This is a genomic window from Streptomyces sp. NPDC101166, from assembly GCF_044768125.1.
Classification (GTDB): Bacteria; Actinomycetota; Actinomycetes; order Streptomycetales; family Streptomycetaceae; genus Streptomyces.
The window spans coordinates 1-25,017 of record NZ_JBIWPF010000036.1; the positions used below are offsets into that span (position 1 = coordinate 1).

The 25,017-nt window shown below is 71.6% G+C and carries 22 protein-coding genes and 2 pseudogenes; 13 read left to right on the top strand and 11 right to left on the bottom strand.

The genetic code is table 11. The features are described 5' to 3' along the window. Window positions 1-90: 90 nt before the first annotated feature. Both ACIRS4_RS35010 and ACIRS4_RS35015 read right to left on the bottom strand, forming a co-directional pair. Complete coding sequence (locus tag ACIRS4_RS35010) at window positions 91-390, bottom strand: antibiotic biosynthesis monooxygenase family protein (protein ID WP_404203769.1); 300 nt, start codon at window positions 388-390, stop codon at window positions 91-93. A gap of 162 nt (window positions 391-552) precedes the next feature. Continuing rightward, a complete protein-coding gene (locus tag ACIRS4_RS35015; RefSeq protein ID WP_404203771.1) occupies window positions 553-1,584 on the bottom strand; it encodes a hypothetical protein in 1,032 nt (343 codons plus the stop codon). Window positions 1,585-1,684: 100 nt separating this feature from the next. On the opposite strand from ACIRS4_RS35015, the pseudogene ACIRS4_RS35020 reads away from it, so the two are divergent. The 3 genes and pseudogenes from ACIRS4_RS35020 (at window position 1,685) to ACIRS4_RS35030 (ending at window position 3,825) form a co-directional block, all read left to right on the top strand. Beyond that, window positions 1,685-2,349, top strand: a pseudogene (locus ACIRS4_RS35020) (nitroreductase). An 85-nt stretch (window positions 2,350-2,434) separates the two neighbouring features. Continuing rightward, entirely contained in the window at window positions 2,435-2,995 is a 561-nt protein-coding gene (locus ACIRS4_RS35025) for a GNAT family N-acetyltransferase (protein WP_404203773.1), read from the top strand. Window positions 2,996-3,084: 89 nt separating this feature from the next. Beyond that, a complete protein-coding gene (locus ACIRS4_RS35030; RefSeq protein WP_404203775.1) occupies window positions 3,085-3,825 on the top strand; it encodes a VOC family protein in 741 nt (246 codons plus the stop codon). A gap of 82 nt (window positions 3,826-3,907) precedes the next feature. On the opposite strand, the gene ACIRS4_RS35035 is transcribed toward ACIRS4_RS35030, so the two are convergent. Together ACIRS4_RS35035 and ACIRS4_RS35040 are read right to left on the bottom strand one after the other, a co-directional pair. After that, a complete protein-coding gene (locus ACIRS4_RS35035; RefSeq protein WP_404203777.1) occupies window positions 3,908-4,342 on the bottom strand; it encodes a VOC family protein in 435 nt (144 codons plus the stop codon). 87 nt (window positions 4,343-4,429) lie between these two features. Beyond that, on the bottom strand, window positions 4,430-5,005 hold the full coding sequence (locus tag ACIRS4_RS35040; protein WP_404203779.1) for a hypothetical protein: 576 nt from the start codon (window positions 5,003-5,005) through the stop codon (window positions 4,430-4,432). A 34-nt stretch (window positions 5,006-5,039) separates the two neighbouring features. Between ACIRS4_RS35040 and ACIRS4_RS35045 the strand changes: the two are divergent. Continuing rightward, window positions 5,040-5,378, top strand: a pseudogene (locus tag ACIRS4_RS35045) (tellurite resistance TerB family protein); the annotation flags it as partial. Between the two features lie 91 nt (window positions 5,379-5,469). Here the strand turns inward: ACIRS4_RS35045 and ACIRS4_RS35050 are convergent. From ACIRS4_RS35050 to ACIRS4_RS35070, 5 genes are all read right to left on the bottom strand, one after another. After that, a complete protein-coding gene (locus tag ACIRS4_RS35050) occupies window positions 5,470-6,099 on the bottom strand; it encodes a sigma-70 family RNA polymerase sigma factor (RefSeq protein ID WP_404203782.1) in 630 nt (209 codons plus the stop codon). A 202-nt stretch (window positions 6,100-6,301) separates the two neighbouring features. Next, window positions 6,302-7,090 carry a hypothetical protein gene (locus tag ACIRS4_RS35055; RefSeq protein WP_404203784.1) on the bottom strand — a complete coding sequence of 263 codons (789 nt, stop codon included), beginning with the start codon at window positions 7,088-7,090 and terminating at the stop codon, window positions 6,302-6,304. Window positions 7,091-7,206: 116 nt separating this feature from the next. Then, window positions 7,207-8,709, bottom strand: coding sequence for a cryptochrome/photolyase family protein (locus ACIRS4_RS35060; protein ID WP_404203786.1), 1,503 nt, complete (start codon window positions 8,707-8,709; stop codon window positions 7,207-7,209). A 373-nt stretch (window positions 8,710-9,082) separates the two neighbouring features. Continuing rightward, a complete protein-coding gene (locus tag ACIRS4_RS35065) occupies window positions 9,083-9,424 on the bottom strand; it encodes a WhiB family transcriptional regulator (RefSeq protein WP_404203788.1) in 342 nt (113 codons plus the stop codon). A gap of 248 nt (window positions 9,425-9,672) precedes the next feature. Then, window positions 9,673-10,086, bottom strand: a complete 414-nt coding sequence (locus ACIRS4_RS35070; RefSeq protein ID WP_404203790.1) for an SRPBCC family protein — start codon at window positions 10,084-10,086, stop codon at window positions 9,673-9,675. A gap of 208 nt (window positions 10,087-10,294) precedes the next feature. Between ACIRS4_RS35070 and ACIRS4_RS35075 the strand changes: the two genes are divergently transcribed. The 5 genes from ACIRS4_RS35075 to ACIRS4_RS35095 all read left to right on the top strand — a co-directional run bounded on the left by ACIRS4_RS35075 (window position 10,295) and on the right by ACIRS4_RS35095 (window position 16,663). Continuing rightward, the gene (locus tag ACIRS4_RS35075; RefSeq protein ID WP_404203792.1) at window positions 10,295-11,353 is read left to right on the top strand and encodes a LacI family DNA-binding transcriptional regulator; all 1,059 of its coding nucleotides are present in this window, start codon (window positions 10,295-10,297) and stop codon (window positions 11,351-11,353) included. A 458-nt stretch (window positions 11,354-11,811) separates the two neighbouring features. Then, window positions 11,812-13,299, top strand: a complete 1,488-nt coding sequence (locus ACIRS4_RS35080; RefSeq protein ID WP_404203794.1) for a glycoside hydrolase family 32 protein — start codon at window positions 11,812-11,814, stop codon at window positions 13,297-13,299. Between the two features lie 152 nt (window positions 13,300-13,451). Continuing rightward, the gene (locus ACIRS4_RS35085) at window positions 13,452-14,750 is read left to right on the top strand and encodes a sugar ABC transporter substrate-binding protein (protein WP_404203796.1); all 1,299 of its coding nucleotides are present in this window, start codon (window positions 13,452-13,454) and stop codon (window positions 14,748-14,750) included. 74 nt (window positions 14,751-14,824) lie between these two features. Next, entirely contained in the window at window positions 14,825-15,814 is a 990-nt protein-coding gene (locus tag ACIRS4_RS35090; protein ID WP_404203798.1) for a carbohydrate ABC transporter permease, read from the top strand. A gap of 6 nt (window positions 15,815-15,820) precedes the next feature. Continuing rightward, a complete protein-coding gene (locus tag ACIRS4_RS35095) occupies window positions 15,821-16,663 on the top strand; it encodes a carbohydrate ABC transporter permease (RefSeq protein WP_404203800.1) in 843 nt (280 codons plus the stop codon). A gap of 18 nt (window positions 16,664-16,681) precedes the next feature. Here ACIRS4_RS35095 and ACIRS4_RS35100 read toward each other — a convergent pair whose 3' ends face one another. Together ACIRS4_RS35100 and ACIRS4_RS35105 are read right to left on the bottom strand one after the other, a co-directional pair. Then, entirely contained in the window at window positions 16,682-17,941 is a 1,260-nt protein-coding gene (locus ACIRS4_RS35100) for an MFS transporter (protein WP_404203802.1), read from the bottom strand. A 252-nt stretch (window positions 17,942-18,193) separates the two neighbouring features. Continuing rightward, window positions 18,194-20,320: an alpha-galactosidase gene (locus tag ACIRS4_RS35105; protein ID WP_404203804.1), complete on the bottom strand. Its 2,127-nt coding sequence runs from the start codon at window positions 20,318-20,320 to the stop codon at window positions 18,194-18,196. Between the two features lie 168 nt (window positions 20,321-20,488). On the opposite strand from ACIRS4_RS35105, the gene ACIRS4_RS35110 reads away from it, so the two are divergent. The 4 genes from ACIRS4_RS35110 to ACIRS4_RS35125 all read left to right on the top strand — a co-directional run bounded on the left by ACIRS4_RS35110 (window position 20,489) and on the right by ACIRS4_RS35125 (window position 25,016). Next, a complete protein-coding gene (locus ACIRS4_RS35110; protein ID WP_404203806.1) occupies window positions 20,489-21,559 on the top strand; it encodes a substrate-binding domain-containing protein in 1,071 nt (356 codons plus the stop codon). A gap of 256 nt (window positions 21,560-21,815) precedes the next feature. Next, window positions 21,816-23,129, top strand: coding sequence for an ABC transporter substrate-binding protein (locus tag ACIRS4_RS35115; RefSeq protein ID WP_404203808.1), 1,314 nt, complete (start codon window positions 21,816-21,818; stop codon window positions 23,127-23,129). Window positions 23,130-23,208: 79 nt separating this feature from the next. Continuing rightward, a complete protein-coding gene (locus ACIRS4_RS35120) occupies window positions 23,209-24,165 on the top strand; it encodes a carbohydrate ABC transporter permease (RefSeq protein ID WP_404203810.1) in 957 nt (318 codons plus the stop codon). Then, window positions 24,162-25,016: a carbohydrate ABC transporter permease gene (locus ACIRS4_RS35125; protein WP_404203812.1), complete on the top strand. Its 855-nt coding sequence runs from the start codon at window positions 24,162-24,164 to the stop codon at window positions 25,014-25,016. The genes ACIRS4_RS35120 and ACIRS4_RS35125 overlap by 4 nt, the downstream gene beginning before the upstream one ends. The last annotated feature ends 1 nt before the right edge of the window (window position 25,017 follow it).

Here is a 25,017-nt window from a genome sequence, read left to right on the forward strand (position 1 = left end):
CACGCTCGAACCGAACTCGCGCGGGAGGTGCCCCCATCGCCGCCGCGAGCCCCGCCCTCCGGGCGGACGACGCTACTTTCGAAACACGCCCTAGTCGCGGGGCTCCGCGAGAAGGTCGTCCATCACCTGGCACCGGATCGAGGGAAGGTACTCGGCGACCGCCTCACTCATCATGGCCTCCCCTTCGGGGTCCACGTCGGGGCAACCCGCCCGAGTCTCGGCGTCCGGCCACCTCGCGTACGCCACCCAGGTGCCGTCGTCGGCCTGGTGCAGACGCGATCCGTAACTGCCGCAGTGCTTGTGCATCGCTTCGGTCACCCGATGCCAACCCGCGGAGAACTGCTCTTCCTTGCCCTCGTGCAAACGCCAACGGTAGATCACCGCGAACATGACACACCCTCCCCGTCAGTCTCATGCCTTACGGGCCCGACTGTACATGCCGGCTGCACGCGTACACACACAACTACCCACCACAGCAAACCAGTTGACGACCGACCGGCACCTGATGCCGACCCGCTTGCCGGTGCTCTCCGCCTCCTGGGGCACTGCGCGTCACTGGATGCTCCAGCGGTGCGGGTGCTCAGGGGTGTCGGGGCAGGCGAAGACGTTGAGCTCGCCCCAGCGGCCCACTGTGACCTCCGTGGGAGTGGCGTGCCGGTGACCGGACCGGCGCTGGTCCTCCAGCGGTTTCCAGCTGCCGCTGCCGCCGTCCCATTCCGAGCTGTCGATGGTCAGCAGCAGGCGCATGGGTGTCGAACAGGTCAGGCAGTCCATGGGATACGGGTCGGTCGCGTGCCAGGAGGCGAAGCCGCCCACGCGCCAGCCGGGCGGGATGGAGAGGTCGTACTGGTAGGCGTACGGCTCTGTCGTGCCGTCGTCCGCCATGCGCTCGGCTTCCTCCTCGAGTGCGTCTTCCCAGGCGTCGATCCGTGCGCACAGCTCCTCGGGCAGAAGGCCGGCGAACGGGTAGGTGACCACCTGCTCCGGATGCAGCACACACGGCTCGGGCACGAAGCCGTCGGACCCGACGACCAGCGGCTGCGGCGGCGCGGTCAGCACCTCGCCGACCTCCCACGACCGCCGCCGGCGCAGGTGCAGCTCAAGGTCGTACCGGCTCGGGCCGTGCGCGTTGAAGGGACACCAGAACACCTGAAGCAGATCGCAGTCGCCCGACCCGGCCGCCAGATCGGGCACGTCCCGCCGGTACAGCTGCGCGAGGCCGATCATCGGCAGCGGGTCGGTCCCGGAGGCCCCCGAAATCCGGTGCTCCCGGCTCAACTCGTCCAGAAGTTGCCGTTCTTCGTCCGTCGGACCGGCAGGCTGCTCACGCTCCCACGCGGCAGCCAGTACCTGTCGGGAGCGGCGGATGTCGGCCAGGCGCCTGCCCCGCCGACGGCCGTGCGCCTCGCCGCACACCGGCCACGGTTCGTCCACAGGCCAGAGCATGGGACCGCCCACGGAGCTCGCCGAAAGGCCTGGTGTGCCCGGTCGCGGATGGAGCCGGGTCGTCGTCCCGCGAAAGGCGGCCAGCTCCGGGAAGAGTGCCTCGACATCGAGAGGGCGCGGGGGCGTGGTCCTCGTCATGGAGGCGACCTTAGACGCCGCACAGGCCGGTAGCCGAGCACACTTGACGCCTGTCGGCCCGGCCTTCGCCGGTCGCCGTCGAGGGAGAGGACGACACGCCGTGGATGTGTACGAAGCCGTGGACAGCCGCAGATCCGTGCGGGCGTTCCGAGATGAGCCGGTGCCCCAAGAGGTGCTCGAACGTGTGCTGACAGCGGCGGCGCGCGCTCCGTCCAGCGGGAATCTCCAGCCCTGGCATGTGTACGTCGTCACCGGCGAGCCGTTGGCCGAGCTGAAGCGGCGTGCGACGACCAGGGCTCTGGCGGGTGACCCGGGTGATGAGCGGGAGTATCCGATGTATCCGGCGGAGCTGACCTCGCCGTATCTGGACCGCTTTTCCGACGCGGCCGCCCAGCGGTACGAAGCGCTGGGAATCGAGCGCGAGGACCCCGGCAGACCCGTGAAGGTCGCCGCCTTGAACTCGGAGGCGTTCGGGGCGGCGGTCGTACTGTTCTGCTACCTCGACCGGACGATGGGCCCCGGGCAGTGGGGGGACGCGGGGATGTACCTGCAGACGGTCATGCTGTTGCTGAGGGCGGAAGGGCTGCACAGCTGCCCTCAGGTGATGTGGACGATGTTTCGCCGGACCGTCGGTGAGATCGTCGGGGCCGCAGACGGGCTGGTGCTGTACTGCGGTGTCTCGGTGGGTTCGAGAAGGAGGGCGTGCCGGCGCCGCGCACCGCGCGGGCCGACGTGACGGAGACGGTGAGCTTCATCGGAGTGTGACCCGCCGGGCCGGTGATCGTCGCGGCGGGCGTGTCACCAATTCCGGTTCGTGTGGGCTCAGTTGACCGTCTGTTAGCGTGCACGGATGGAAGCTCTGGGAGTTGTGGACTGGCCGCCCGCGCCGGTCAGGACCGAGCGGCTCGTGCTCAGGGAGCCGGAGTCGCGGGACCGTGCCGCGTTCGTCGACCTGCTCGCCTCACCCGAGGTGCACACGTACCTCGGCGGTCCCCGCCCGCGTGACGAGCTGGAGCGCGAGCTGCCGGAGGTGCCCGAGCGGTGGCCCGGGAGTTTCGTCGTCGATCTCGACGGGGCGATGATCGGCCAGATCCTGCTGCGGAGGGCGACCGGGCACCGCCGGCCCGCCGCCGCGGGCAAGGCCGATCTCGGCTACCTGTTCCTGCCGCGGGCGTGGGGGTCCGGGTACGCCGCGGAGGCGTGCGCGGCGGCACTCGGCTGGTTCGACGGCGTCCTTCCCGGCGAGCCGGTGGTGCTCACCACCCAGAGCGCCAACATCGCCTCGATGCGCCTCGCGGCGAAGCTGGGATTCACCGAGGTGGAGCGGTTCGAGGCATGGGGCGCGGAACAGTGGCTCGGCATGCGGCCCTCGCCGTCGACGGTCGCGGCGTCGACACTGCCTACGGCTTGACGGGAGGCGTGCCGCCGCAACCCCGGTTCGACCTGCGTCGCACCATGGGAAACGTCACCACACCGGCGTCCGGGCCTATGATCGACCACATGGCGTTGCGACCCGTTCACGTGATCGTGAAGGCCCTCGACCCCTCGGCCGTAGGCCGGTTCCGGGCGGAGGCGCTCGGCTGGAGCGCCTACAGCCCCGGTGTGACCACCTACGTCGGACCGGCCGGTGGCCTCGTCTGGCCCGACCCGGTCGTCGTCGGCATCGACGTGGTCCCCGTCCCGGAGCCCAAGACGACGGCCAAGAACCGTATGCACCTCGATCTGGCCACCACTTCCGCGGCACATCAGGCGGAACTGGTCGCACACCTGAGGGCGCTCGGTGCGACACCCGTCGACGTGGGCCAGGGCGAGGTGCCGTGGACGGTCCTCGCCGACCCCGAGGGCAACGAGTTCTGCGTGCTGGAGCCTCGGGAGGTCTACCGGGACACCGGGCCGATCGCCGCGGTGGTGGTCGACTGCGCGGATCCGCGGGCCATGGCCCGGTTCTGGAGTGAGGCGACGGACTGGGCCCTGTGCGAAGTGAGCGACGAACAGGCGGTGTTGCGCTCCGCGAAGGGGGTCGGCCCCTATCTGGAGTTCCTCCGCACACCCGGGGTGAAGACGGTGCCGGACCGTGTCCATCTCGATCTGCTGCCGTACCCGGGGGACGACCCAGCGGCGGAGGCGGACCGGCTGCGGGCCCTGGGCGCCGGTGACCTCGACGTCGGCCAGGGCGACGCCCCCTGGACCTGCATGACCGACCCGGACGGTCACGAGTTCTGCGTCCTCGCCCCGGCCTGACGGCCCAACTCCCGCCCCCGCCTTCTGTCTTCATCGTGACGCGAATCGAGACGGCTACCAACTCGCCGTCGCCGCAGATCGCTCAGTCGAGACAGAACTCGTTGCCCTCGATGTCCTGCATGACGATGCACGACTCGTTGTCCTCGTCCGCGAGCAGCACACGCACGCATTGCGCGCCGAGCGCGACCAGGCGTGCGCATTCGGCCTGGAGCGTGGCGAGGCGCTCCTCGCCCACGAGGCCGGTACCGACCCTGACGTCGAGGTGCACCCGGTTCTTGGCGACCTTCCCCTCGGGAACCCGCTGGAAGTACAGGCGCGGGCCGACACCCGACGGGTCACCGCACGCGAACCACGCCCCCTGCTCCTCGGGCGGCAGCGAGCGGGTGTAGTCGTCCCAGGCGTCGAATCCCTCGGGCGGCGGCGGCACGACGTACCCCAGCACCTCGCACCAGAAACGAGCCACGCGCTCGGGGTCCGCGCAGTCGAAGGTGACCTGGAACTTCTTGATCGCTGCCATCGGGCCACCGTAGCAGCAGAACTCCGCTGCTCTCTTCCCGCTCATCTCCCGGCAAGGGCACGCCCGTTGAGGCCCTTGCGCCGCCGGTCAGCGACCCGGTCGCTCCAGTTCGTCCGCGCGCCGGTGGTCCTTGGGGCGGCCCAGGGAGCGCCGCATCCGGATCAGGTCGTCCAGGGCGGCGTAGAAGACGGCGAAGCCCGCCGGGTCGTGGGTGATCAGCGCGCGGGTGAGGCAGGGGGCGGTGTCCAGGTCGCCCCAGGGCAGGGCGGGCGTGCACAGGTCGCCGCCCGCGCCGGTCGCCCGGTAGGCCGCCTGCGGTCGATCGAGGTCCGGCAATTCGGTGCAGCCGGCTGCCGTCAGGGCGGTGCGCAGGGCGTGCGCCTGCTCGGGCGTTCCGTCCCACAGCAGGTCGAGGTCGCCGGTCGGCTCGGCCGAGCCGTGCAGGATGCCGGCGACCTGGCCGACGACCATCGCGCGCGAACCGGCCTCGTGCAGCGCCTGGAGGAAAGGGAACGGATCGAAGCCGACCGCGCCGTCCGTGGCGAACGTACCGGCGACGTCGTCGGCGTCTTCCAACCTCCGCCCGGTGGCGGCACGTTCACCGGCGGCGTGCTGGATACGCGTCACGGCCTGACGAAGTCGCAGAGCGGCAGTCTCGTTCACGCGCCTCATTCAACCGCAGGTCACCAGTCCTGACCTGGTCGCGGCCGCCGACGGCACCGTCGACCCCTCCGAACGGCAGCGGGTTGCCCAACTGATCGCCACCAACGAGGTGTTGCAGAACTTCGACGTCATGGACCTGCGGCAGCGCTTCGACGACAATCTGAGCAGGCCGAGCGCCGACTTCGCCTTCGGCAAGGTGAGTGTGCTCCAGGAGGTCGCCAAGGCGCGCAAGAAGCCCGCCGAGGCGCGTGCCGTCGTCCAGATCGGCATCATCATCGGCGGCGCCGACGGCGACTTCGACGAGACCGAGCAGGCCGTCGTGGGCGAGGCCTGCTTCACCCTCGGCCTGGCCCCGTACGAGTTCGACCTCTGATCCCCCTCACCGCGCTCGTGACGACCAGCCGAAGGCCACCCGTCACGAGCGCGGTGGGTGCGGACCCGCGAAGCGTCCCGGGACAGCACACCTAGGCGGCTGTGGTCATCCGGGGGCGTTCCGCCTCGTCGAGCCATTCGATCAGGGAGGTGCGGGCGCGGGCGACGCGGGAGCGTACGGTGCCCACCGGGCAGTCGCTGATGCCGGCCGCCTCCGCGTAGGGCAGGCCCAGCAGTTGGGTGAGGACGAAGGCCTCGCGGCGGTCTGCGGGGAGTGCGTCGAGGAGCTCGGCGAGGGCGATGCCGTCGTCGAAGCCCGGCAGGTCGCGCGGCTGTGCGCGTTCGGCGGCCGACAGCCAGTCGTCCGTGTCCGACAGGCGGGGCCGGCAGGAGTGGTGACGGATGTTGTCGATCACGGCGCGCCGGGCGATGGACAGCAGCCAGGTGCGAGCCGAGGAGCGGCCCTCGAAGCGGTGCAGGCTGCCCAGGGCCCGCAGGAACGTGTCCTGGGTGAGGTCGTCGGCGGACTGGGGATCCGCGCCGAGGAAGGTGACGTAGCGGCGGACGTCGCGGTGCAGGGCGCGGACGAAGAGGTCGACGGCGTCGGGGTCGCCGCCGCGGGCGGCGAGCGCCCAGGCCGTGATCGAGGCGTCCGTCGACTCCCCCTTCCGGTCGTCGTGCGTCGAAGACGGGGTCGTCGAGGACAGGGCAGGAGCGAGCACGTGAGGGCTCTCCTTCTCGGAGTCCCGGATGCGGTTCCGGGCCGAAGGGCCGCGCGCGGAGACGAGCGAGGTTCGGCGGAACCGGTGACGGGTGAGGGGTGGTGGGGTGAGGCCGGCCGGGCGCGGGAAGGCGCGGCCGGCGCCCGAGGCGGGAGCCGGTGGCTCGGCGTCTTCGTGGACGGCCTCGGGTGTCCGGCTGTCGTCAGGCGACAGCGGTCCCCACGGGTGGACCCCGGGAAGTGATGGCACAGGCGAGGAGGAGTTCACGCGGCGCGCGGTCCGAGCCGGCCCGGCGGGCGCCCACCCGTGGCCGGTGCGGGGGCGCAGGCGGCCGGAGGATCAGGCGCAGCGGCGCTGCGAACCAGCCCGCCAACGCCCGCAGGACGCGGAAGGCCGCGCGCTCGCCGTGGGCCAGCCACAGGCCGCACACGAGTGCGGCGAGCAGGTGGGCGGCGAGCATGCCGGTCGAGGACATGCCGCCCGAGCCGTGGTCCAGGGAGTGGACGGCGCCCATGCCGTGCGTCGAACCCATGGAGTGCATGGCGCTCATCGCGTGGTCCATGCCCCCTGAGGAACCCATCGAGGTCATGGGCCCCATGGAGGTCATGCCGTGCGTGGCGTCCATCGACGTCGACGCCAGGCCGTGCCCCGCGCCCGGTCCCGAGGGCGAGCCGCACAGTACGTAACCGAGCCACCGCCGGGCGAGCGACGGATCGCCGGGGGTTCGCGGCGGGGCGAGCGCCTGGGCGAGCGAGAACGACGCGTGGAGCCCGGCCTGAGCGGCGACCGTGAGGGAGGCGACCAGGAGCGGCCCGCGCTCCCGGTCGGCGAGCCACCAGGCGGCGCCGCCGGTCACCGCCACCGCCGCGACCGCGGCCCACCAGGGCACCCTGGCGCCGGACATCATGGTGTGGCCCAGGGACGCGAGCAGCACGCAGACGGCCGCGAACACAGCGGCCCGCAGCGCGCGTGAACACCGTCCCACCGTCATGGCGCCTCATCTTCGCAGTCCGGGTCCGACGCGTCACGGGAAGGTACGGAATCGGCACCGTCGTCCGACTCAACAAGGCCACGGTGATCCGCACCACAGCGCACGGGCGCTCGTCGTCATGGCGGCGTGTCGCCGCGCGCCCCTTCCTGACGTCGGACCTCGTCGAGATCGGTGAGCCGGTCCAGGCCGCGCACGGCACGGGCGGTGCGGTGGTTGTGCTCCAGCAGCGGGCGGTGCCGGTCGAGGAAGGCCCAGTAGCCCGCCGTGTAAGGGCACGCGTGTGCGCCCGTGCGGTCGCCGGGGCGGTGGACGCAGGGGCCGCACAGGTCGCTCATCCGGTTCACATAGGCACCGCCGGACGTGTAGGGCTTGGTGGTCATACGGCCGCCGTCGGCGTACTGGGACATGCCGACGACGTTGGGCACCATCACCCAGTCGTAGCCGTCCACGAAGCTGCGGTGGAACCAGTCCGTGACGGCGGCCGGGTCCCAGCCCCGCTGGAGGGCGTACCCGCCGAGGATCATCAGGCGCGGGATGTGGTGGGTCCAGCCCGTGTCGCGCACCTGGGCGAGGACCGTGCGCAGGCAGCGGGCGCGCACGTCGTCCGCGTCCAGGTCGCTCCACCAGTCGGGCAGCGGGGCGACATGGCGCAGGGCGTTGGAGTGGCGGTAGTCCTCGCCGAAGTACCAGTAGAGCTGCCACACGTACTCCCGCCAGCCGGCGATCTGGCGGACGAACCCCTCCACGCTGTTCAGCGGGGCGCGGCCCGCCCGCCATGCCGCCTCGGCCGACTCGACGCACTCGGCGGGGTCGAGCAGGCCCAGGTTGAGCGAGGACGACAGCAGACTGTGGCTCATGGCGGGGTCGGCGGCGAGCATGGCGTCCTCGAACGGGCCAAACGCGCCGAGCCGGTGCTCGACGAAGCGTCTCAGCGCCGTCCGGGCTTCGGCCCGGGTCGCGGGGAACAGGCGCGGCCCGTCGCGTCCGACGAAGGACACGTCGCCGTCCTTCTCCCAGAGGTCGAGATCGTGGCGCACCTCGTCGTCCACGGCGTCCTCGCGCGGCCGGTAGGGAGCGGCGACCGGCAGGACGGCCGCGCCGCGGGGCGGGGGCCGCCTGTTGTCGTGGTCGAGGTTCCACCGGCCGCCCACGGGCTGGTCGCCGTCCATGAGCAGGTCGTGTCCGCGCCGGACCCAGCGGTAGAAGTCCTCCTGCCGCAGCCGTCGACCGCCGTGTCCGTCCGCCCACGCCGTGAAGTCCGCGGTGGGGACGAGGAATCCGCGCGCGGGCCCCACGGCCACATCGGGCAGCGATCGTACGAGGCGCACGGCGGCGTACGAGGTCGGGTGGTGGACGGTCACCTGGGCGCCGCCGACCGCGGCCCGGGCCAGGCCCTCGCGGTAGGTGTCGGCGCGTACGTAGACGACCCGGTCGCCGAGTTCGGCCGCCCGGTGACGCATCGCGGAGAGCACGAGGTGGGCCTTGGCCCGGTGGAAGCGCCGGCGTCGGAACACCGAGCGCGCCTCGATCATCAGCAGCGGTGTGTCGCCGGTGAGGCCGCTGTCCTCGGAGGGCAGCAGGAAGTGCGGTCCGAGCTGGTCGCCGAAGAGCCAGTGCATGGGGGCGTTCCTTCCGTCCGCATCCGTCCTTTTCTTCGGCGGGAGCGGGGCCGCCGGATGCGGCATGCGCCGCCGAGGGGAGCCGGCGGCGGGCTCAGGCACTGCGGCGCACGGCGCGCTCAGGCGCTGCGGCACACGACAGGCTCAGGTACCGCGGCACACGGCGGGCTCAGGCACTGCGACGCACGTCGGCCGACTCGACCGGCGGCGAGCTACGACGGGCTCAGGCGCTGCGGCGCACGGCGGCCGACCCGACCGGCGGCGACCTACGGCGGGCTCGGGCACTGCGGCGCACGGCGGTCGAGTCGGCCGCCACGCCGACGACGTCCGGGGAGCCGGACCGAACGGCCCGCCCCGGCATGCGCCACGGCGCTCAGTCCCTCACGTGCGTCGACCGCCACGCCGACGACGCCCGGGGCGCCGGACCGCCCCGCACCTCCTTGCTGATCGCGCGGCGCTGTGCGGCGGTGGTTGCGCCCCAGATGCCCGCGTCCTCACCCTGCTCGATCGCCCATGAGCGACAGGCGAGCAGGACGCGGCACCGGCGGCAGACCGCGAGCGCTCTGGCGACCTGCGGATCGGACTCCCGCTCGGCCAGGGGGAAGAACAGCTCGGGGTCCTCGCCGACACAGGCGGCGTCCCGCAGCCACGCACGGGCGGGCCACGACGCCTCGACGCCCGCGCCGAGGGGAGAGAAGCAACTGTTTTCGGACACGGCACACCTCCGCATCGTGCCGACTGAGCCGACACGTGGCTGCGGCACAGGGTGCCGCAGGCCCGGCAGAGGTTGCGCCTTCCACCGTAAGCCGCCGACGTGCCGGACGGGAGGCCGAAGAACCGGCAACGGCAGCTTCGCACGACACGGTCCGCGCGGAAAAGGCCCGGAAAGCTGTTCCCGGCACCTTTTCCGGCATATGCCCCCGCTCTCCGGCGCGGGGCCCTCACCCGAATCCGACGTCCCCGTCAGCGCTCGGCGCTCTCCACCGCGTTCTTGAGCCCGCTCAGTGCCTCCCGCAGGCCGTGGTCGACCTGCTCGCCCTCGGTGTGCTGGGTGTGCAGCTCGACGGTGAGCCGGGAGCTGCCCGGCGCGTCGCCGGCCTCGACGTGCAGTCGTCCGCGGTAGTCGTGGGGGCCCGGCGCTCCCCACTCGAGGCTTTTCCCCTCCTCGACGACGCGGATCCAGGCCTCGCCGGTGACGTCCTGCTCGGGTGCGTCCGGCGGGTCGATGTGTGCGGTGACGGTGACCCGGTCGCCGTCGTGGGGCCGGGCGACGGTCAGCCGGGGCAGGTAGGCAGGCAGGTTCTGCACGTCGGCGAGGTAGGAGAAGAGCCGTTCCGGCGGAACGGTCACCGTGATCGAGTCGTCGTAGTCACCCATGCCTCTGGCTGTGCCCCCGGGCGCGGGGCGGCGAAACGGAACAGAGCCGTCGTCCCCCGGGCGTCGTACCGGCGGGAGCACGCGGACGCATCGGCGAAAGAGTTACGTCGCGAGCCATTGACAGGAGCCGCAGCCGTCGGCACTCTCATGTGCACGCGGTTGGCTAAACGATTTACCAACCCGGAATCCACTACTTCAGGCAGGTTCCATGGCACGCCGGATCGGGATCAAGGACGTGGCCGCGGCGGCAGGTGTGTCGACCGCGACGGTGTCGCACATCCTGAACGGGGTCGAGGGCAAGCGGGCCAGCGCGCAGACGCGGGAGCGCGTTCTCCAGATCGCCCGGGAACTGGGGTACGCGCCGAACGGCCTCGCCCGGGGGCTGCGGATGCGGCGTTCGCAGACCATCGGTTTCGTCAGCGACGAGATCGCCACCACCCCTCACGCGGGCCGGATGATCCTGGGCGCCCAGGAGGCCGCCGCAACCGCGGGCATGGTGCTGCTGCTGGTCAACACCAGCGGTGACGCCGAACTCGAGCGCACCAGCATCGAGATGCTGCTCCAGCGTCAGGTGGACGGCGTGCTGTACGCGGCGATGTACCACCGGGACGTGCGGGTGCCGGCGAGCCTGGGCTCGACACCCACCGTGCTGCTGGACGCGCGCGCCGAGGACCCGGCCGTCCCCTTCGTCGTCCCGGACGAGGTCCAGGGTGGCCGCACGGCGGTGCGCGAGCTGACCGACCACGGGCACCGCAGGATCGGCGTGACCGTGCAGACCGTCGACCTCCCCGCCAAGCAGGGCCGTCTGGAGGGCTACCGCAGGGCGCTGGCCGAGGTCGGCGTCCCCTACGACCCGTCGCTGGTCGCCGCCGAGACGGCGGTGCCCTTCGGCACGACCGCCGGCGACGTCGACGCGGGCTACCGCGCCGCCCGGCGCCTGCTGACGGCGGAGCGGCGCCCCACGGCGCTGTTCTGCTTCAACGACCGCATGGCCGCCGGTGCTTACCGCGCCGCCGCCGAGTTGGGGCTGTCCGTCCCCGACGACCTGTCGGTCATCGGGTTCGACAACCAGGAGCTGGTCTGCGAGGCCGTCCATCCCGCGCTGAGCACGGTCCAGCTGCCGCACTACGAGATGGGGGCACGGGCTGTGGCCCAGTTGCTCGCGCTCACCGAGACGCCGGGACGGCCACCGGGCCCGGAGATCCAGGAGATGCTGCTTTGCCCGCTGGTGGCGCGGGCATCGGTCGCTTCGCCGCCCCGACTCTGACCCCGGGACGGCAAAGCACTTCGCACCATGACAGGCGACCGTCGTGACCGGTCGTCATCCCTGTCAGCACTTTGAACACAGTGAGGGTACACACATGTCCCGCGAGAATCCCGAAGAACCGGCGAGCCGGCGCAGCCCGCTGACGCCGCCTGCCGACCACCTCGGTGCTGCGCGCACTCGGGCCCGGCAACCAGAGCAGCGAGCGGAGCGAGCGTACTGACGGCAGAACCGTCCCACCGCTCCCCGGCACCGAGGCCGCGTCTCGCTTTTGCCGTCATGCGTCCATGACTCCGTGCGGTCCATGACTCCGTGCGGTCCATGACTTCATGCGTGCGTGCCTCTGTCCGTCCATGACCCCATGCCTGTGTGACTCCGTTCGTCACAGCTCCGTGCCGTCATGCCCCTTTGCCGCCCTGCCGGCGGAGTTTTTCGCTCCGTGCGTTCCGAAAGGCACATGTGTGTCCATCGCGTCCCCCGATCCGTTCCGGCCCGTCGCGCATCTGCGTCCGCCCCGGAACTGGATCAACGACCCCAACGGCCTGGTCTTCCATGACGGCCATTACCACGTGTTCCACCAGTACAACCCGAACGGCACCACCCACACCGACATCCACTGGGGCCACTTCCGCAGCCCCGACCTGCTGAGCTGGGAGCAGTTGCCCCTCGCCCTGTCCCCCACTCCCGACGGTGAGGACGCCGACGGCTGCTTCTCCGGCAACGCCGTCTCCGACGGCGACCGGCTGGTCGTCTTCTACTCCGCGAACCGGTGGGACCGCTCACCCCAGCACCAGCCGGTCACCACCGCCGTCTCCGTCGACGGCGGCCGGACGTTCACCCCGCGCCGTGACCTCCTCATCCCCGAACTCCCCGACGGCTGCGCCATGTACCGCGACCCTTACGTGTGGCGGGACGGCGACCGCTGGCGGATGCTCGTCGGCGCTGCTCTCGCCGACGGCCGCGGCGCGGCCTTGCTGTACGAGTCGCCCGACCTGGAGACATGGACGTACCTCGGACCCTTCGACGCCCGCAGGCCGGAGCCGGTCGGTGGCGCCGGCCTGCACACCGGCGAGGGGTGGGAGTGCCCGCAGTACCTCCCGGCGGTCCCCGGACGGCCCGCCGCCCTCGTGTTCAGCGCATGGAACGAGCACGACGGCCCGCGCTGCGTCACCGCCCTGACCGGCGAGGAACGCGGCGACGGACCTGGCGCTCGCTTCGAATCCGGTCCGCCCGCCCTCGTCGACCACGGCCCCGACTGCTACGCGCCGGCGCTGCTGCCCGCCCCCGACGGGCGGTGGCTGTTGTGGGGCTGGTCAGGGGAGGCACGTGAGCACACCTGGGCGGCCGCGGACGGCTGGGCCGGGGTGCTGACCCTGCCCCGCGAGATCTCCGTACACGCTGACGGCACGCTGCGGCAGCGGCCGGCCGCCGAACTGCTCGCCCTGCGCGGCGAGCACACCGTCCACGCCGAAGGAGCGGCATGGGGGGCACAGCCGGTCGAACTCGGTCGCGTGGGACGCTCCTTCGACCTGACGGCCCGTCTGGACTGTGCCGGGGCAGCCGGTCTGAGGCTGCTGACCGCCCCGGACGGCTCGGAGTACCTCGACATCCGTCTCGACCCGGACGCCGGCGAACTCGTCGTCGACCGCGACCACGCCTCGCTGGACGGCCGTGCCCGGGGCGGCTCCTATCGAATGCCCTGCCCCACCGGTGAGCCGGTCGAGTTGCGCGTGGTCGTCGACCGCTCCGTCGCCGAAGTCTTCGTGACCTCCACCGGCCAGGTGCTGACCCTGCGCTTCTATCCGACGGGCGACGGCCCGTGGCGGCTTCAGGCCCACAGCGCGCACGACGCCCGACTGGGCTTCGCGGTCGAGGCCTGGGAGCTGCTCCCCCTCACGGTCAAGGAGCCGAGCGCCGGCGCCGAGCAGCCACCGGGGTGGTCCGCGTGACACGGACGTCGCGGACAGGGCCGTTCGCCCCGGAACATCAGCAGGTCCTCCCCGAGCACCTCCACCCCAACCCCTCTCTCCCGAACCTCACCCCGGAGGCACACACCGTGAATGCCGCAAGCGCAAGATCCCGTCGGACCGCCGGTGCGGCCATGGCCCTGCTCCTTCCCCTGGCGGCCCTGGCCGCCTGCGGGGGCGGCAGCGGCGCCGAGACCTCGGCCGAGAAGGGCAGCGGCACCGGGACCATCACCGTCTGGGCCCATCAGGGCCAGGCGAGTGAGGCGGCCGCCGTGCAGAACGCGGTGAAGTCCTTCAACGCCTCCCAGGACAAGATCAAGGTCGAGCTGACCCTGATCCCCGACACCGACTACACCAAGACCATCACCGCCACCGACGCCTCCAAGCTGCCGGACGTGCTCGAGTTCGACGGCCCGACCATGGCGAACTTCGTGTACAACAGGAAACTCGCCGCGATCGACACGTACGTCTCCAGCACGACCATGGCCAACGCCACCGACGCCATCAAGGCCGAGGGCGAGATCGGCGGCAAGCACTACGGCCTGGGCATGTACGACTCCGGGCTCGGCGTCTACGGCAACAAGAAGCTGCTGGACGCGGCCGGGATCAAGTACCCCACCGATGTCAAGAACGCCTGGAGCGCCGAGGAGTTCACCGCGGCCGTCAAGAAGCTGGCCGCCGGGGACCCGGACGGCAAAAGCCTCGACCTCCAGGAGAGCGGCGGCTTCGCCAACGAGTGGGGCACCTACGGCTTCGCCCCTCTCGTCTGGTCGGCCGGCGGCTCGCTGCTCAGGGACGGCAAGGCGCAGGGCGCCCTGGACGCCCCTGCCGTGGCGGCGGCGCTGAAGACCTTCCAGTCGTGGAAGCGGTACACGGATCCCAACACCGACCAGAACGCCTTCGCCAAGGGCCGTGTAGCGCTGAGCTGGGTCGGGCACTGGATGTACCCGGCCTACAGCAAGGCGATCGGGAACGACCTGGTGGTGCTGCCGATGCCCGACTTCGGCAACGGCCCCAAGACCGGCCAGGGTTCGTGGGCCTGGGGCATCGGCGCGAACACCAAGAACGCCAAGGCGGCCGGCGCGTTTCTCGACTCCCTGCTGAACGACGCCAACGTCGCGGCGATGACCACGGCGAACGGTGCCCCTCCCGGGACGAAGTCCGCGCTCGCCAAGAGCGCGCTCTACCAGCGAGGCGGCCCGCTCCAGCTCTTCGCCGACCAGCTCGCCGAGCCGTGCGGCGACTCCCGGATCGACACGTCGTGCGTGGCCGTGACCCGCCCGGTCACCGCCGGATACCCCACCGTCACCGCCAAGTTCAGCCAGGCGCTGAGCGACGTCTACGGCGGTGCGGACCCGAAGACCGCCCTGGCCAAGGCCGCTCGCGCCATCGACCAGGACTTCTCGGACAACGACGGTTACAAGCTGCCGTAGCCGCACCCAGCAGTCGGGAGCGGCGGGCGCCCCTGCCGACGCCTGCCCTCCCGGCCCGGAAGAGGACTTCTGACGTGACCACCGTGAATCCCGCACCCGCCGCGCCCGCCGGCCGGAAGCCGGCCCCGCCCTCGACGCCGACCGGGCCCGCGCGGGCCGAACGTCGCGACCGTGACCGGCTGCACGGGCTGCTGATGTCCGCGCCCGCCCTCGGCGGCCTCATCGCCTTCGTCGGCGTGCCGTTCGTCTACGCGGTCGTGCTCTCCTTCTACAACGTGCGCCTCGGCTCCCCGCTGCCGCCCCGCTTCTTCGGTCTGGAGCAGTACCGGCGCATCTTCACCGACCCCGACCTGTCCGGGCCGTTCCTGCGGGCCCTGCTGAACAACCTGACCTTCGCCGTGCTCGTGGTGCCTCTTCAGACCGGCCTGGCACTGGCGCTGGCGATCCTGCTGAACCGCAAGCTCAAGGCCATCGGCCTGTACCGGTCCCTGTTCTTCCTTCCGGTGGTCTTCCCCATGGCCCTGGTCGCCGTCGTCTGGCGGCTGATCCTGGCCCGCAGCGGCGACGGGCTGCTCAACTCCACGCTGCACGCGGTGAGTTTCGGCAACTGGGGCGCCTTCGACTGGCTCGGTGACGGGCTCACCGCGATGGCCTCGATCATCGTGCTGTCCGTCTGGCAGGGCGTGGGCTTCCAGATGGTGATCCTGCTCGCCGGCCTTCAGCAGATCCCGGGCGAGCTCTACGAGGCCGCCCGGATCGACCGGGCCTCGCGGTGGCAGCAGTTCCGGCACGTCACCCTGCCGGGCATCCGCGGCACCCTCGTCTTCGTCGCCCTGCTCACCTCGGTGCTGTCCTTCCGCGTCTTCGACCAGGTGTACGTCCTCGTCAAGGGCGGCGGACTCGACGAGGACGCCACCCGCACCGTGATGTACCAGGCCGTCACCACCGCCTTCGACCAGAACAACATCGGTCAGGCGTCGGCGATCACCGTCGTGTTCTTCCTGATCGTCGTCGTCCTGACCCTCATCCAGCGCCGCGCCGTCCGCACCGGCAACGAGGACTGATCCCCCATGGCCCAGACCCGCGCACCCCTGCGCCGCTTCCTCGACCACGCCGTCCTGTGCGTGCTCGCGTTCGTCTTCGTCCTGCCTGTCCTCTATCTGGTCCTCGGCAGCTTCAAGCCGTCCGACGAGGTGCTCGGCGGACTGACCGGTTTCCTCCCCACCCACCTGTCCTTCGACAACTACACCGCCGTCCTGGACAGCTTCGACTCCGAAGCCACCGGGTACTTCTGGCGCTTCATGGGCGTCTCGCTGCTCCTGTCCACCGTCGTGGTCCTCGGCGGGCTGATCGTCAACTCCATGGCCGCGTACGGCCTGTGCCGGCTGCGGTGGCGTGGCCAGAAGGCCGTCTTCACGCTCGTGCTGCTGCTGATGCTGGTCCCGTTCGAGGCGGTGGCGGTCCCGCTGTTCTACCTGCTGAACGAGCAGCGCAACACCGTCTGGGTCCAAGCCGTCCCGTTCGTCGCCAACGCCTTCTCCGTCTACCAGTTCGCCACGTTCTTCCGCTCGATCCCGCCCAGCATCGAGGAGGCCGCCCGCATCGACGGGGCCGGGCCCTGGCGCACGTTCTTCGCGATCATCGTCCCGATGTCGAAACCGGTGTTCGCCTCCGTCGCGATCCTGACCTTTCTCACCCAGTGGGGCTCCTTCCTCTGGCCGGTCCTGATGGTGTCGGACCCCTCGGTGCGTCCGCTGCCACTGGAGATGAGCGTCTTCCAGGGCCAGATGCCCGTGGACTGGGGCCAGGTACTCGCCTTCGGCGTCCTGCTGGTGCTGCCTGTGCTGATCGTCTTCGTGTTCTTCCAGCGGTGGTTCGTGCAGGGGGTGGCCAGCGCGGCGGTCAAGGGCTGAACCCCCGCCGGTCCGCCGTCATCCCCGCGTCAGCGCCACCGCCACCGAGCTGAGCAACAGCAGCGCGCTCATGTAGAGGACCACCGGCCAGGGCGCTCCCCCGGCCGCCTCCAGCAGCGCCGCCGCGACCAGCGGTGCGGTGCCGCCGGCCACCGCGGCCGCGAGCTCCCGGCTGAGGGCCACCCCGCTGAACCGGGTCCTGGTCGGGAACAGCTCGGCGAGGAATCCGGCCTGGGCGCCGAGCTGTGCGCCCAGCAGCAGCCCGCTCACGCCGAACGCGAACCACACGTACCCGACGTCCCGGGTGCCGAGCAGCCAGAAGAACGGGAAGGCGAACACGGCCGATGCGACCATGGCCCCCGCGAGGACGGTCCGCCGGCCCACCGCGTCGGCCAGTGCCCCGGCCACCGGCATGGCCGCCGCGCTGCACGCGAAGTAGACCAGCGCGCCGACGACGGTGTCCGTGCGGGAGACGCCGAGCTGCTCGGTCAGGTACACGAGGGCGAACACCACCGGGATGTACGCGGCGACGTTCGGCCCCACACTGCTGACCACACCGGCGACCAGGGTCCGCGGAGCGCTGCGGGCCAGCTCCACGACGGGTGCCCGCGCGACTCCCTGCTCCCGCTTGGCCGCCTCGAACATCGGGCTCTCCGCCACGCTCACACGGATGTAGAAGCCGGTCGCCGTGACCAGCACCGTGGCCAGGAAGGGGATGCGCCATCCCCAGGCGAGGAAGTCGTCGGCGGGGAGGGTGGACACGGCGGCGACGGCCCCTGCCGAGATCAGCGCGCCGAGCGCCGCGCCCGCCGGGGGGATCGCGGAGTAGCGCCCACGGTGCTCGGGGGGCGCGAACTCGGCGAGGGTGAGGGAGGCGCCCGCGTACTCGGCTCCCGCCCCGAACCCCTGGACGGCCCGCAGCACCACCAGCAGCACGGGCGCCCACGCCCCCGCGGTCCCGTACGTCGGCAGCGCGCCCATCAGGGTGCTGGCCGAGCCGACGGTGACCAGGGTGATCACCAGCATCTTCCTGCGGCCCAGTCGGTCCCCGTAGTGGCCGATGACCAGAGCGCCGAGCGGCCGGACGAGGAACCCGACCGCGAAGGTGGCGAAGGACGCCAGGGTCGCCGCGACCGGGTCGCCGGGCGGGAAGAACAGCCGGTTGAGCACGAGGGCGCTCATGGTGCTGAACAGGATGAAGCCGTACCACTCCAGCGCGGTGCCGATGGTCGTCGCCAGCACCACGCGCGTCAGCATGGACGGTCGGGCCCGGATCACGGGCGCCGCTCGTCCGGTGGCCGCTGTGCCGGAGGCCTGCGCATGGGGCCACTATCAGCGAGCGCCCCCGCCCACCCGCCGAACCTCGCCGGTGGCGGGCGCGCATTCCCGTCGGACGCAGGAGCCCGGCCGCGGGACCGCGCCGCGGGACCGGGGCACGAGAACCGGCGGGGGCGAGACCGGGGCGGGACCGGGGCGGGACCGGGGCCGGACCGGGGCCGAGCCGGCCGGGGTACGCACCCGCCGCCGAGGTCACCGCGAGTCGACCGCCCTGAGTTCGAGGAGCACGGCGGTGTCCGCGCGGGGCAGGGAGACGGTGAGCTGCCCCGAGGCCGCGTCCCATCGTGCGACGGCGTCGGCGGTCGTGGGGTACAGCACCGCCGGACGCAGATGAGCGCCCCGCAGATGAGGGAGGGTGAGCGTGCGCTCGTCGTCCCGGCCCGACGCCTGGGCGGCGCTGGGCCCGCGTCTCCAGACCGTGAGGTGGGTGGTGTCCCGGCCCCGCAGGCCCTGGGCGATCCATTCGTCCTCCCAGGCGGGCAGGCCGAGGGGCCAGAAGGGGCGGGCGTCGGCGATCCGCGGCCGGAGTTCCTTGTAGACGGCGAGCGCCGAGCGGACCAGGGCGAACTGCTCCTGGCTCATACGGTCGAGGAAACCGGAGAGGTGGACGCGGCCGAGCAGTGCGCCGGTGAGGGTGAAGGCGATCTCGTCGAGGGTGTGTTCCGGCTGGGGGTAGGCCCACACGGCCGCCTGCTCGGGCGTCACGGCGGTGGGGGCCGCCGCGGCGATGGGCGGGTAGCGCAGGAGGTCCTGCTGGTCGCTGGTGGACTGCAGCTGGGCCACGGCCAGTTGCGCGTAGTCCATGCGCAGGCCGCCCGAGCCGCAGTTCTCCAGGACGAGACGCGGGTGCCGGTCGAGGAGCGAGGCCATCCAGTCCAGGTGGGCACGGTGGTGTCCGAGCAGGCCGGCGCCGGGGCTCTCGCCGTCGTTCTCCGTGCCCGGTCCGATGTTGATGTTGTAGTCGAGCTTCAGGTAGCCGACGCCCCATTCGCCGGCCAGCCGGTCCACGACCTGGTCGAGGTGGGCGCGGGCGGCCGGGTGGCGCAGGTCCAGGTGGTGCCGGCCGTGCTCGGTGACGCGCCGGCCGCCGCGCCGGAAGAACGCCTCGTCGGGCAGGGTGCGGGCCAACGGGCTGCGGACGCCGACGACTTCGGGTTCGAGCCAGAGCCCAGGGGTCATGCCGTGGCGTGCGACGGCGTCCAGGACTTCCGGCAGGCCGCCGGGGAAGCGGCGGGGGGCGGGCTCCCAGGCGCCGACGGCGTCCCACCAGCCCTGGGCGTCGTCGTCGTACCAGCCGGCGTCGATGACGAAGACCTCCGCGCCGGCCCGCCCGGCCGCCTCGACGAGCGGCAGGAGCCGTTCCGTGGTGGGGTCGCCCATCAGGGTGTTCATGTAGTCGTTGTAGACGACCGGCAGCGCGCGGTGGTCGGGGTGGTCGCGGCGGACGGCCCGGCGGTGGTCGGTGAGGTGGCCGAAGGCCGCGTCCAGGCCGCCCGTCCGTGCCCGGACCAGGACGGCGGGGACGGTGTGGAAGTCCTCGCCGGGGGCCAGGGTGTGGTGCCACTGGTGGTGGGCGTCGTCGGGGCCGAACAGGGCGAGGTAGGCGGCGCCCTCGCGTTCGCCGGTCTCGAAGCGCCAGCCCGCGCTGGACTCGATCTGCCACAGCCAGGCGTGGCCCTGCCCGTCGGTGAGGGCGGCCAGCGGCAGATGACGGCCGGTGGACCAGCTTCCCTGCGAGTACCGCTCGAAGCAGCCGCGACCCTCGTGTCCGTGGGCGGACCGGGTGAGCGGGACGACCCGCTCGCGGAAGGGGGCCTGCCGCCAACGGCACTCCGCCAGCCAGTCGTTGTCGGCCCAGTGCAGGGTGAGGCCGTCCAGGCCGCCGGTCGCGTCGACGACACCGCCGAGCGTCAGGGTGGAGACGCTCTCCAGCCGCAGCGGCTCGCCGCCCTCGTTGACCAGGCGCACACGGGCGCGCAGGGCGGCGGCGTCCGGCGAGGTCTCCAGGGTGACGTCGACGGCCAGAGCGGTCACGGGGTCCGACAGCCGGATCGTGGTGCGCTCAAGGCCGCCGTCGTGGACCGTCTCGTGCCCGCGGTAGGCCAGGCGGTCGCCGACGGCCGTCTCGATGAAGCGTTCCCCCGACCACATGCGCCCGTGGTCGGTGGCGGTGACCTCCACGAGGGGGACCAGACGGGCCCAGTGCGCACCGCTCCCGCCCAGCCTCACCGCCCCGGCGGCGTCCACGAGCGCGTGCAGGCCGAGTGCCTGGTGCGACCAGACTCGGGACGTCTCGACGGTTTCGACGACAGCGGTCAACGCGTCCTCCCCTTCGGGGTGTTCGGTGCTGCGGTGGTCCGACGGTGCTTGAGCTGGGGATTCACGCCCCGCGGGGGCGGGTGGGCCGCTCGGGCGGATGTGGCCTTCGGTGAACATGGTGTCACCGGATCTCTTGACGCCCTCGTTGTGACCGCTCACAATCCTCGCATGTCTGTGACCGGTCACACAAGGTCGGCCGACCGCTCCGACCCCGCTCAGGGGCCGCAGAAGGCCGCCAGTATCCGCGATGTCGCCCAGGCCGCGGGCGTCTCCCACCAGACGGTTTCGAGGGTCATCAACGGCCACCCGAACGTCCGGGAGGAGACCCGCCGACGGGTGCGCGAAGCCATCGACGCCCTGGGGTTCAGGCGCAACGCCACCGCGTTCGCGCTGGCCAGCGGTGTGACCCGATCGGTCACGGTGCTCACGTCCAACACCCTCCTGCACGGTTACGCGACCACCCTGCAGGGCCTGGAGGAAGCCTCCCGCGCCGAGGGCTACACGCTCGGTGTGCGGCTGCTGACGCCCGAGGACGATCTGGACCGTACGATCGCCTCGGCCGCCGACGCCGGCGGCGGGCTGGTGGTCATCGGCTTCGACCGCCTCGGCGCCGCCGCCCTGGCCCGGGTGCCGGCGCATGTGCCCTGCGCGGCGGTGGTGGAAGCCCCCGCCCCGGGGGACAAACCCGGCCGGCCCGCGGTGTGGGCCGACGACCGGGAGGCGGCCCGCACCGCCACCGAGCATCTCCTGGCGCTCGGGCACGAGACCGTCCACTATGTGGCGATCCCCGCTTCCACCAACGCCCGACGCTCGGCGGGCCCTCGCGCCGAGGGCTGGCGCCAGGCCCTGGAGTCGGCCGGCGTCACCGCTCCCGAACCGGCCGGGAAGGGCTGGGACGCGCCGTCCGGATACGAGGCGGGGAGGAGACTCGCCCAGGACCCCGACGTCACCGCGATCCTGTGCGGCAACGACGACCTGGCGCTGGGCGTGCTGCGGGCCCTGCACCACGCGGGCCGCAGGGTCCCGGAGGACGTGAGCGTCATCGGCTTCGACGACGCCCCCCACTCGGCGTTCCTCACCCCGTCCCTCACCACGGTCCGTATGGACTTCCAGGGGCTGGGCCGCACCGCCTTCGGGCTGCTGCGCACCCAGCTCGACACCGACGCCGAGCGGACCCCGCCGGTGCTCGCCGAACCGTCCCTCATCGTCAGGGAGAGCTCGGGCCGACGCCGCGCGTAGCCGGAGCGGGCGCCCGCGCCCCTCTGGACGCCCTGGGGGGGGGGACAGCGGCGCGGGGGCGCGTCCGTGACTCCTCCGGCACCGCCGCACGACTCATCGCCCGACCCGACCGCCCCGCAGCTCACCAACCTTCAGTCCCGCCGCGCACTCACCACCCCTCAGCTCACCGCACGTCCCTCCACGCCGCGCGCCTCTCGCTCCTCGCTCCTCCCCGCACAGCCCCGCCACCCTCACCTTGACCAGCAAGGATCCCGCCATGAGAAGAGCCGTCTCCGTCCTTGTCACCGCCTGTCTGCTCGGACTGACCGCCACCGCCTGCAGCGACAGCACCGCCGGCGCCGGTGCGGACGCCGCGCCGCAGGGCCCGGTGGACCCGACCGCGAACCTCAAGGGCGTCAAGCTCACCATGTGGACGGCGCAGAACAGCGTCTCGCAGCCCAAGCAGGCCATCGAGGCGTTCGAGAAGGCCACCGGCGCCCAGATCACCACCGAGGTCATACCCGACCCCTACGAGTCGAACGTCCCGACCAAGCTCGCCTCCGGCGTCAAGCCGGACCTGATGTTCTGGCAGCCCACGGGCAGCACACTGCCGTTCGTCCAGCCGCAGCAGAACCTGCTCCAGCTCGACAAGGAGGACTGGGTCTCCAAGCTCGGCAAGACGGAGCAGAGCCTCGGGCAGGTCGACGGCCACCGCTACGCGGCCATCGTCACCAGCCCCGCCGTCCTCGGCGTCTACTACAACAAGGACGTCTTCAAGAAGGCCGGCGTCACCGCGATGCCGAAGAGCTACGACGACATGCTCGCCATCGCCGCGCAGATCAAGGCGAAGACGGGCGTCGCCCCGTTCTTCGAGGTCGGGGGTGACAAGTGGCCGCTGCAGTGGCAGGTCCAGGCGCAACTGACCGATCTGCCGCAGTCGTTCTGGGACGACCTGAACAAGAACAAGGAGTCCTGGACGAACAAGGTCGTCGTGGACGCCATCACCAAGTACAAGACGAAGATCCTCGACGGCGGGCTGGCCCAGAAGAACTACAGGACCGCCACGTTCGTCGACCAGGGCAAGGCGATCATGGACGGCAGCGCCGCGATGGCGCTGAACGTCACCTCGCTCCAGTCGGAGATCCAGGCGGCCTCCAGCACCGCGGAGATGGACGCGAAGCTGGGCTGGTTCCCCATCGCCAACAGCGCGGCGAACGCCGAGTACTCGCCCGACCAGACCAACGGGGTGGTCGCCTTCAGGACCGGTGACACCAAGAGGCAGAACGCCGCCCGCCAGTTCCTGTCCTTCTGGCTCGGCCAGGACTACCCGGACTACATCAAGACCGGCAAGCTCGTGTCGGTGCAGCCGGCGGTGCCCAACCCGGCGGGTCTGCCGCAGACCGCGATCGCCCAGGCCGAGGCGCTGTCCACCGCGACCGGCGTGTTCCAGGTCAAGGCGCTCACCGCGCCCGACATGCACCTCGCCCTCGCCGACATGATCTACGGCAAGAAGACCCCCCAGCAGGTGGCCCAGGCCGCCCAGGACCAGTTCGAGCAGGTCCTCAAGGCCCGCGGCGTCTCCGGGTTCTGACACCGACGCCCCTTCCGCCAGCCCTCCCCCGGGCCGCCCGCAGAAAGCGCGCCCGGGGCCCGCACCCGGAGGTAAGCAAGTGGTGGACACCGCCACCAGGGACGTCGTCGGCGCCGCTCGCGCGAAGGACCAGGACGACTCGCCCCGCCGCGACCGGCGTGAGCGCCGCCGCGGGAAGCACGACCAGCCGTGGTGGTTCGCGATGCCGGCGCTCGCCGTGCTCGGCGTGTTCTTCCTGCTGCCGAACCTGCTGAACTTCGTCTACCCGTTCACCGACTGGTCGGCGTTCCACCCGCAGATCGGCTTCGTGGGACTGTCGAACTTCGAGACCATCCTCGGCGACGGGTCGATGGCCCGTGACATCCGCATCACCGTGGAGTACGCGGTCCTGGTCGCCGTCTTCCAGAACGGCTTCGGTCTGGGCCTGGCCCTGCTGCTGGAGCGGGACACCCGGTTCAACCGCTTCTTCCGCGCCGTCTTCTTCCTGCCCGTGCTGATCTCGGCGCTGGCCGTCGGCTACATCTTCCGGGCGCTGCTCGCCCAGGACGGGGCGCTCAACGGCGTGCTGTCGTCGCTGGCCGGGCATCCCGTGGACACCCCGTGGCTGGGCTCGACGACCTGGACGCTGGTCGTGGTGACGGTCATCCACGGCTGGAAGTGGATGGGGCTGGCCATGCTGATCTACCTGGCCGGCCTGAAGAGCATGCCGGGCGACGTCCTGGAGGCCGCCCGCATCGACGGGGCCGGCGGCTGGCGCACGTTCTGGTCGATCCGGTTCCCGCTGCTGGCGCCCGCGGTCACCTTCAACGTCACCACCGCGCTGATCGGGTCGATGAACACCTTCGACATCGTCCAGGCCACCACGGCGGGCGGTCCCGGCAGCGAGACCGAGGTCTTCAACATCTACATGTTCCGCATCTTCGGCCAGGGCCTGTACGCCCAGGCGTCCGCGATGAGCCTGGTGCTCTTCCTGGTCGTGGTGGTCCTCGCCGTGCCCGTGATCGTCGGCCTGCGCCGCAGGGAGAACAACCAGTGACCACCGTCTCCGCCGTCCCCCAGGTGCGCCGTCGTCCGCTGCGCCGGGCGCAGCCCGTGGCCGTCCTGTTCGTCGCGGCCGTCACCATCGGCATCCCGCTCTGGCTGGTCGCGGTGACCTCCGTGAAGCCGCAGGCCGAGGCGATCAAGCCCAACCTGTCGCTGCCGCACCGGGTGCAGGCCGCCGACAACTACCAGCAGACCTTCGACCAGGGCAAGGTCGTCCAGGGCTTCGTCAACAGCCTGCTGGTCGTCGTCCCCTCCGTCGTGCTCGTGCTGCTGCTGGGCGCGGGGGCCGCGTGGGTCTTCGCCCGCCGCACCGGACGGCTGGCCGGCACGCTGTACGCGCTGAGCATCAGCGGGCTGCTGCTGCCGCCGGCGGTCATCACCATCGTCATGGAGTTGCGTCAACTGGGCCTGGCTGGAACACAGTTGGGAATGATCGCGGTCTACAGCGGGATGTACCTGTCGACGTCGATCTTCTTCATGACCGGCTTCATCCGGCATCTCCCGCTGGAGCTGGAGGAGGCCGCGCGCATGGACGGCGCGGGCCCGGCCCGGGTCTTCTTCCAGGTGGTCCTGCCCCTGCTCCGCCCGGTCGTGGCCACCGCGACGATCATGGTGATGCTGTTCGCCTGGAGCGACGTCTTCTACGCGTTCTTCGTGCTGGGCGGTGGGGAGAGGGCCACGCTCCCGCTCAACCTCTACCAAGTGGCCAGCGCGCAGATGTACTTGAACAACTGGCATCTCATCTTCGCGTACGTCGTGATGATGAGCCTGCCCATGGTGGCGGTGTTCGTCGTCGCCCAGCGGCGCATCGTCGCCGGCATCACCAGCGGAGCCGTCAAGTAGG

What these genes read in the sequence shown, in the direction of transcription:
- ACIRS4_RS35010 (WP_404203769.1), bottom strand. Translation starts at nt 390, where the DNA reads ATGTTCGCGGTGATCTACCGTTGGCGTTTGCACGAGGGCAAGGAAGAG.
- ACIRS4_RS35015 (WP_404203771.1), bottom strand. Translation starts at nt 1,584, where the DNA reads ATGACGAGGACCACGCCCCCGCGCCCTCTCGATGTCGAGGCACTCTTC.
- ACIRS4_RS35025 (WP_404203773.1), top strand. Translation starts at nt 2,435, where the DNA reads ATGGAAGCTCTGGGAGTTGTGGACTGGCCGCCCGCGCCGGTCAGGACC.
- ACIRS4_RS35030 (WP_404203775.1), top strand. Translation starts at nt 3,085, where the DNA reads ATGGCGTTGCGACCCGTTCACGTGATCGTGAAGGCCCTCGACCCCTCG.
- ACIRS4_RS35035 (WP_404203777.1), bottom strand. Translation starts at nt 4,342, where the DNA reads ATGGCAGCGATCAAGAAGTTCCAGGTCACCTTCGACTGCGCGGACCCC.
- ACIRS4_RS35055 (WP_404203784.1), bottom strand. Translation starts at nt 7,090, where the DNA reads ATGACGGTGGGACGGTGTTCACGCGCGCTGCGGGCCGCTGTGTTCGCG.
- ACIRS4_RS35060 (WP_404203786.1), bottom strand. Translation starts at nt 8,709, where the DNA reads ATGCACTGGCTCTTCGGCGACCAGCTCGGACCGCACTTCCTGCTGCCC.
- ACIRS4_RS35070 (WP_404203790.1), bottom strand. Translation starts at nt 10,086, where the DNA reads ATGGGTGACTACGACGACTCGATCACGGTGACCGTTCCGCCGGAACGG.
- ACIRS4_RS35075 (WP_404203792.1), top strand. Translation starts at nt 10,295, where the DNA reads ATGGCACGCCGGATCGGGATCAAGGACGTGGCCGCGGCGGCAGGTGTG.
- ACIRS4_RS35085 (WP_404203796.1), top strand. Translation starts at nt 13,452, where the DNA reads ATGGCCCTGCTCCTTCCCCTGGCGGCCCTGGCCGCCTGCGGGGGCGGC.
- ACIRS4_RS35095 (WP_404203800.1), top strand. Translation starts at nt 15,821, where the DNA reads ATGGCCCAGACCCGCGCACCCCTGCGCCGCTTCCTCGACCACGCCGTC.
- ACIRS4_RS35110 (WP_404203806.1), top strand. Translation starts at nt 20,489, where the DNA reads ATGTCTGTGACCGGTCACACAAGGTCGGCCGACCGCTCCGACCCCGCT.
- ACIRS4_RS35115 (WP_404203808.1), top strand. Translation starts at nt 21,816, where the DNA reads ATGAGAAGAGCCGTCTCCGTCCTTGTCACCGCCTGTCTGCTCGGACTG.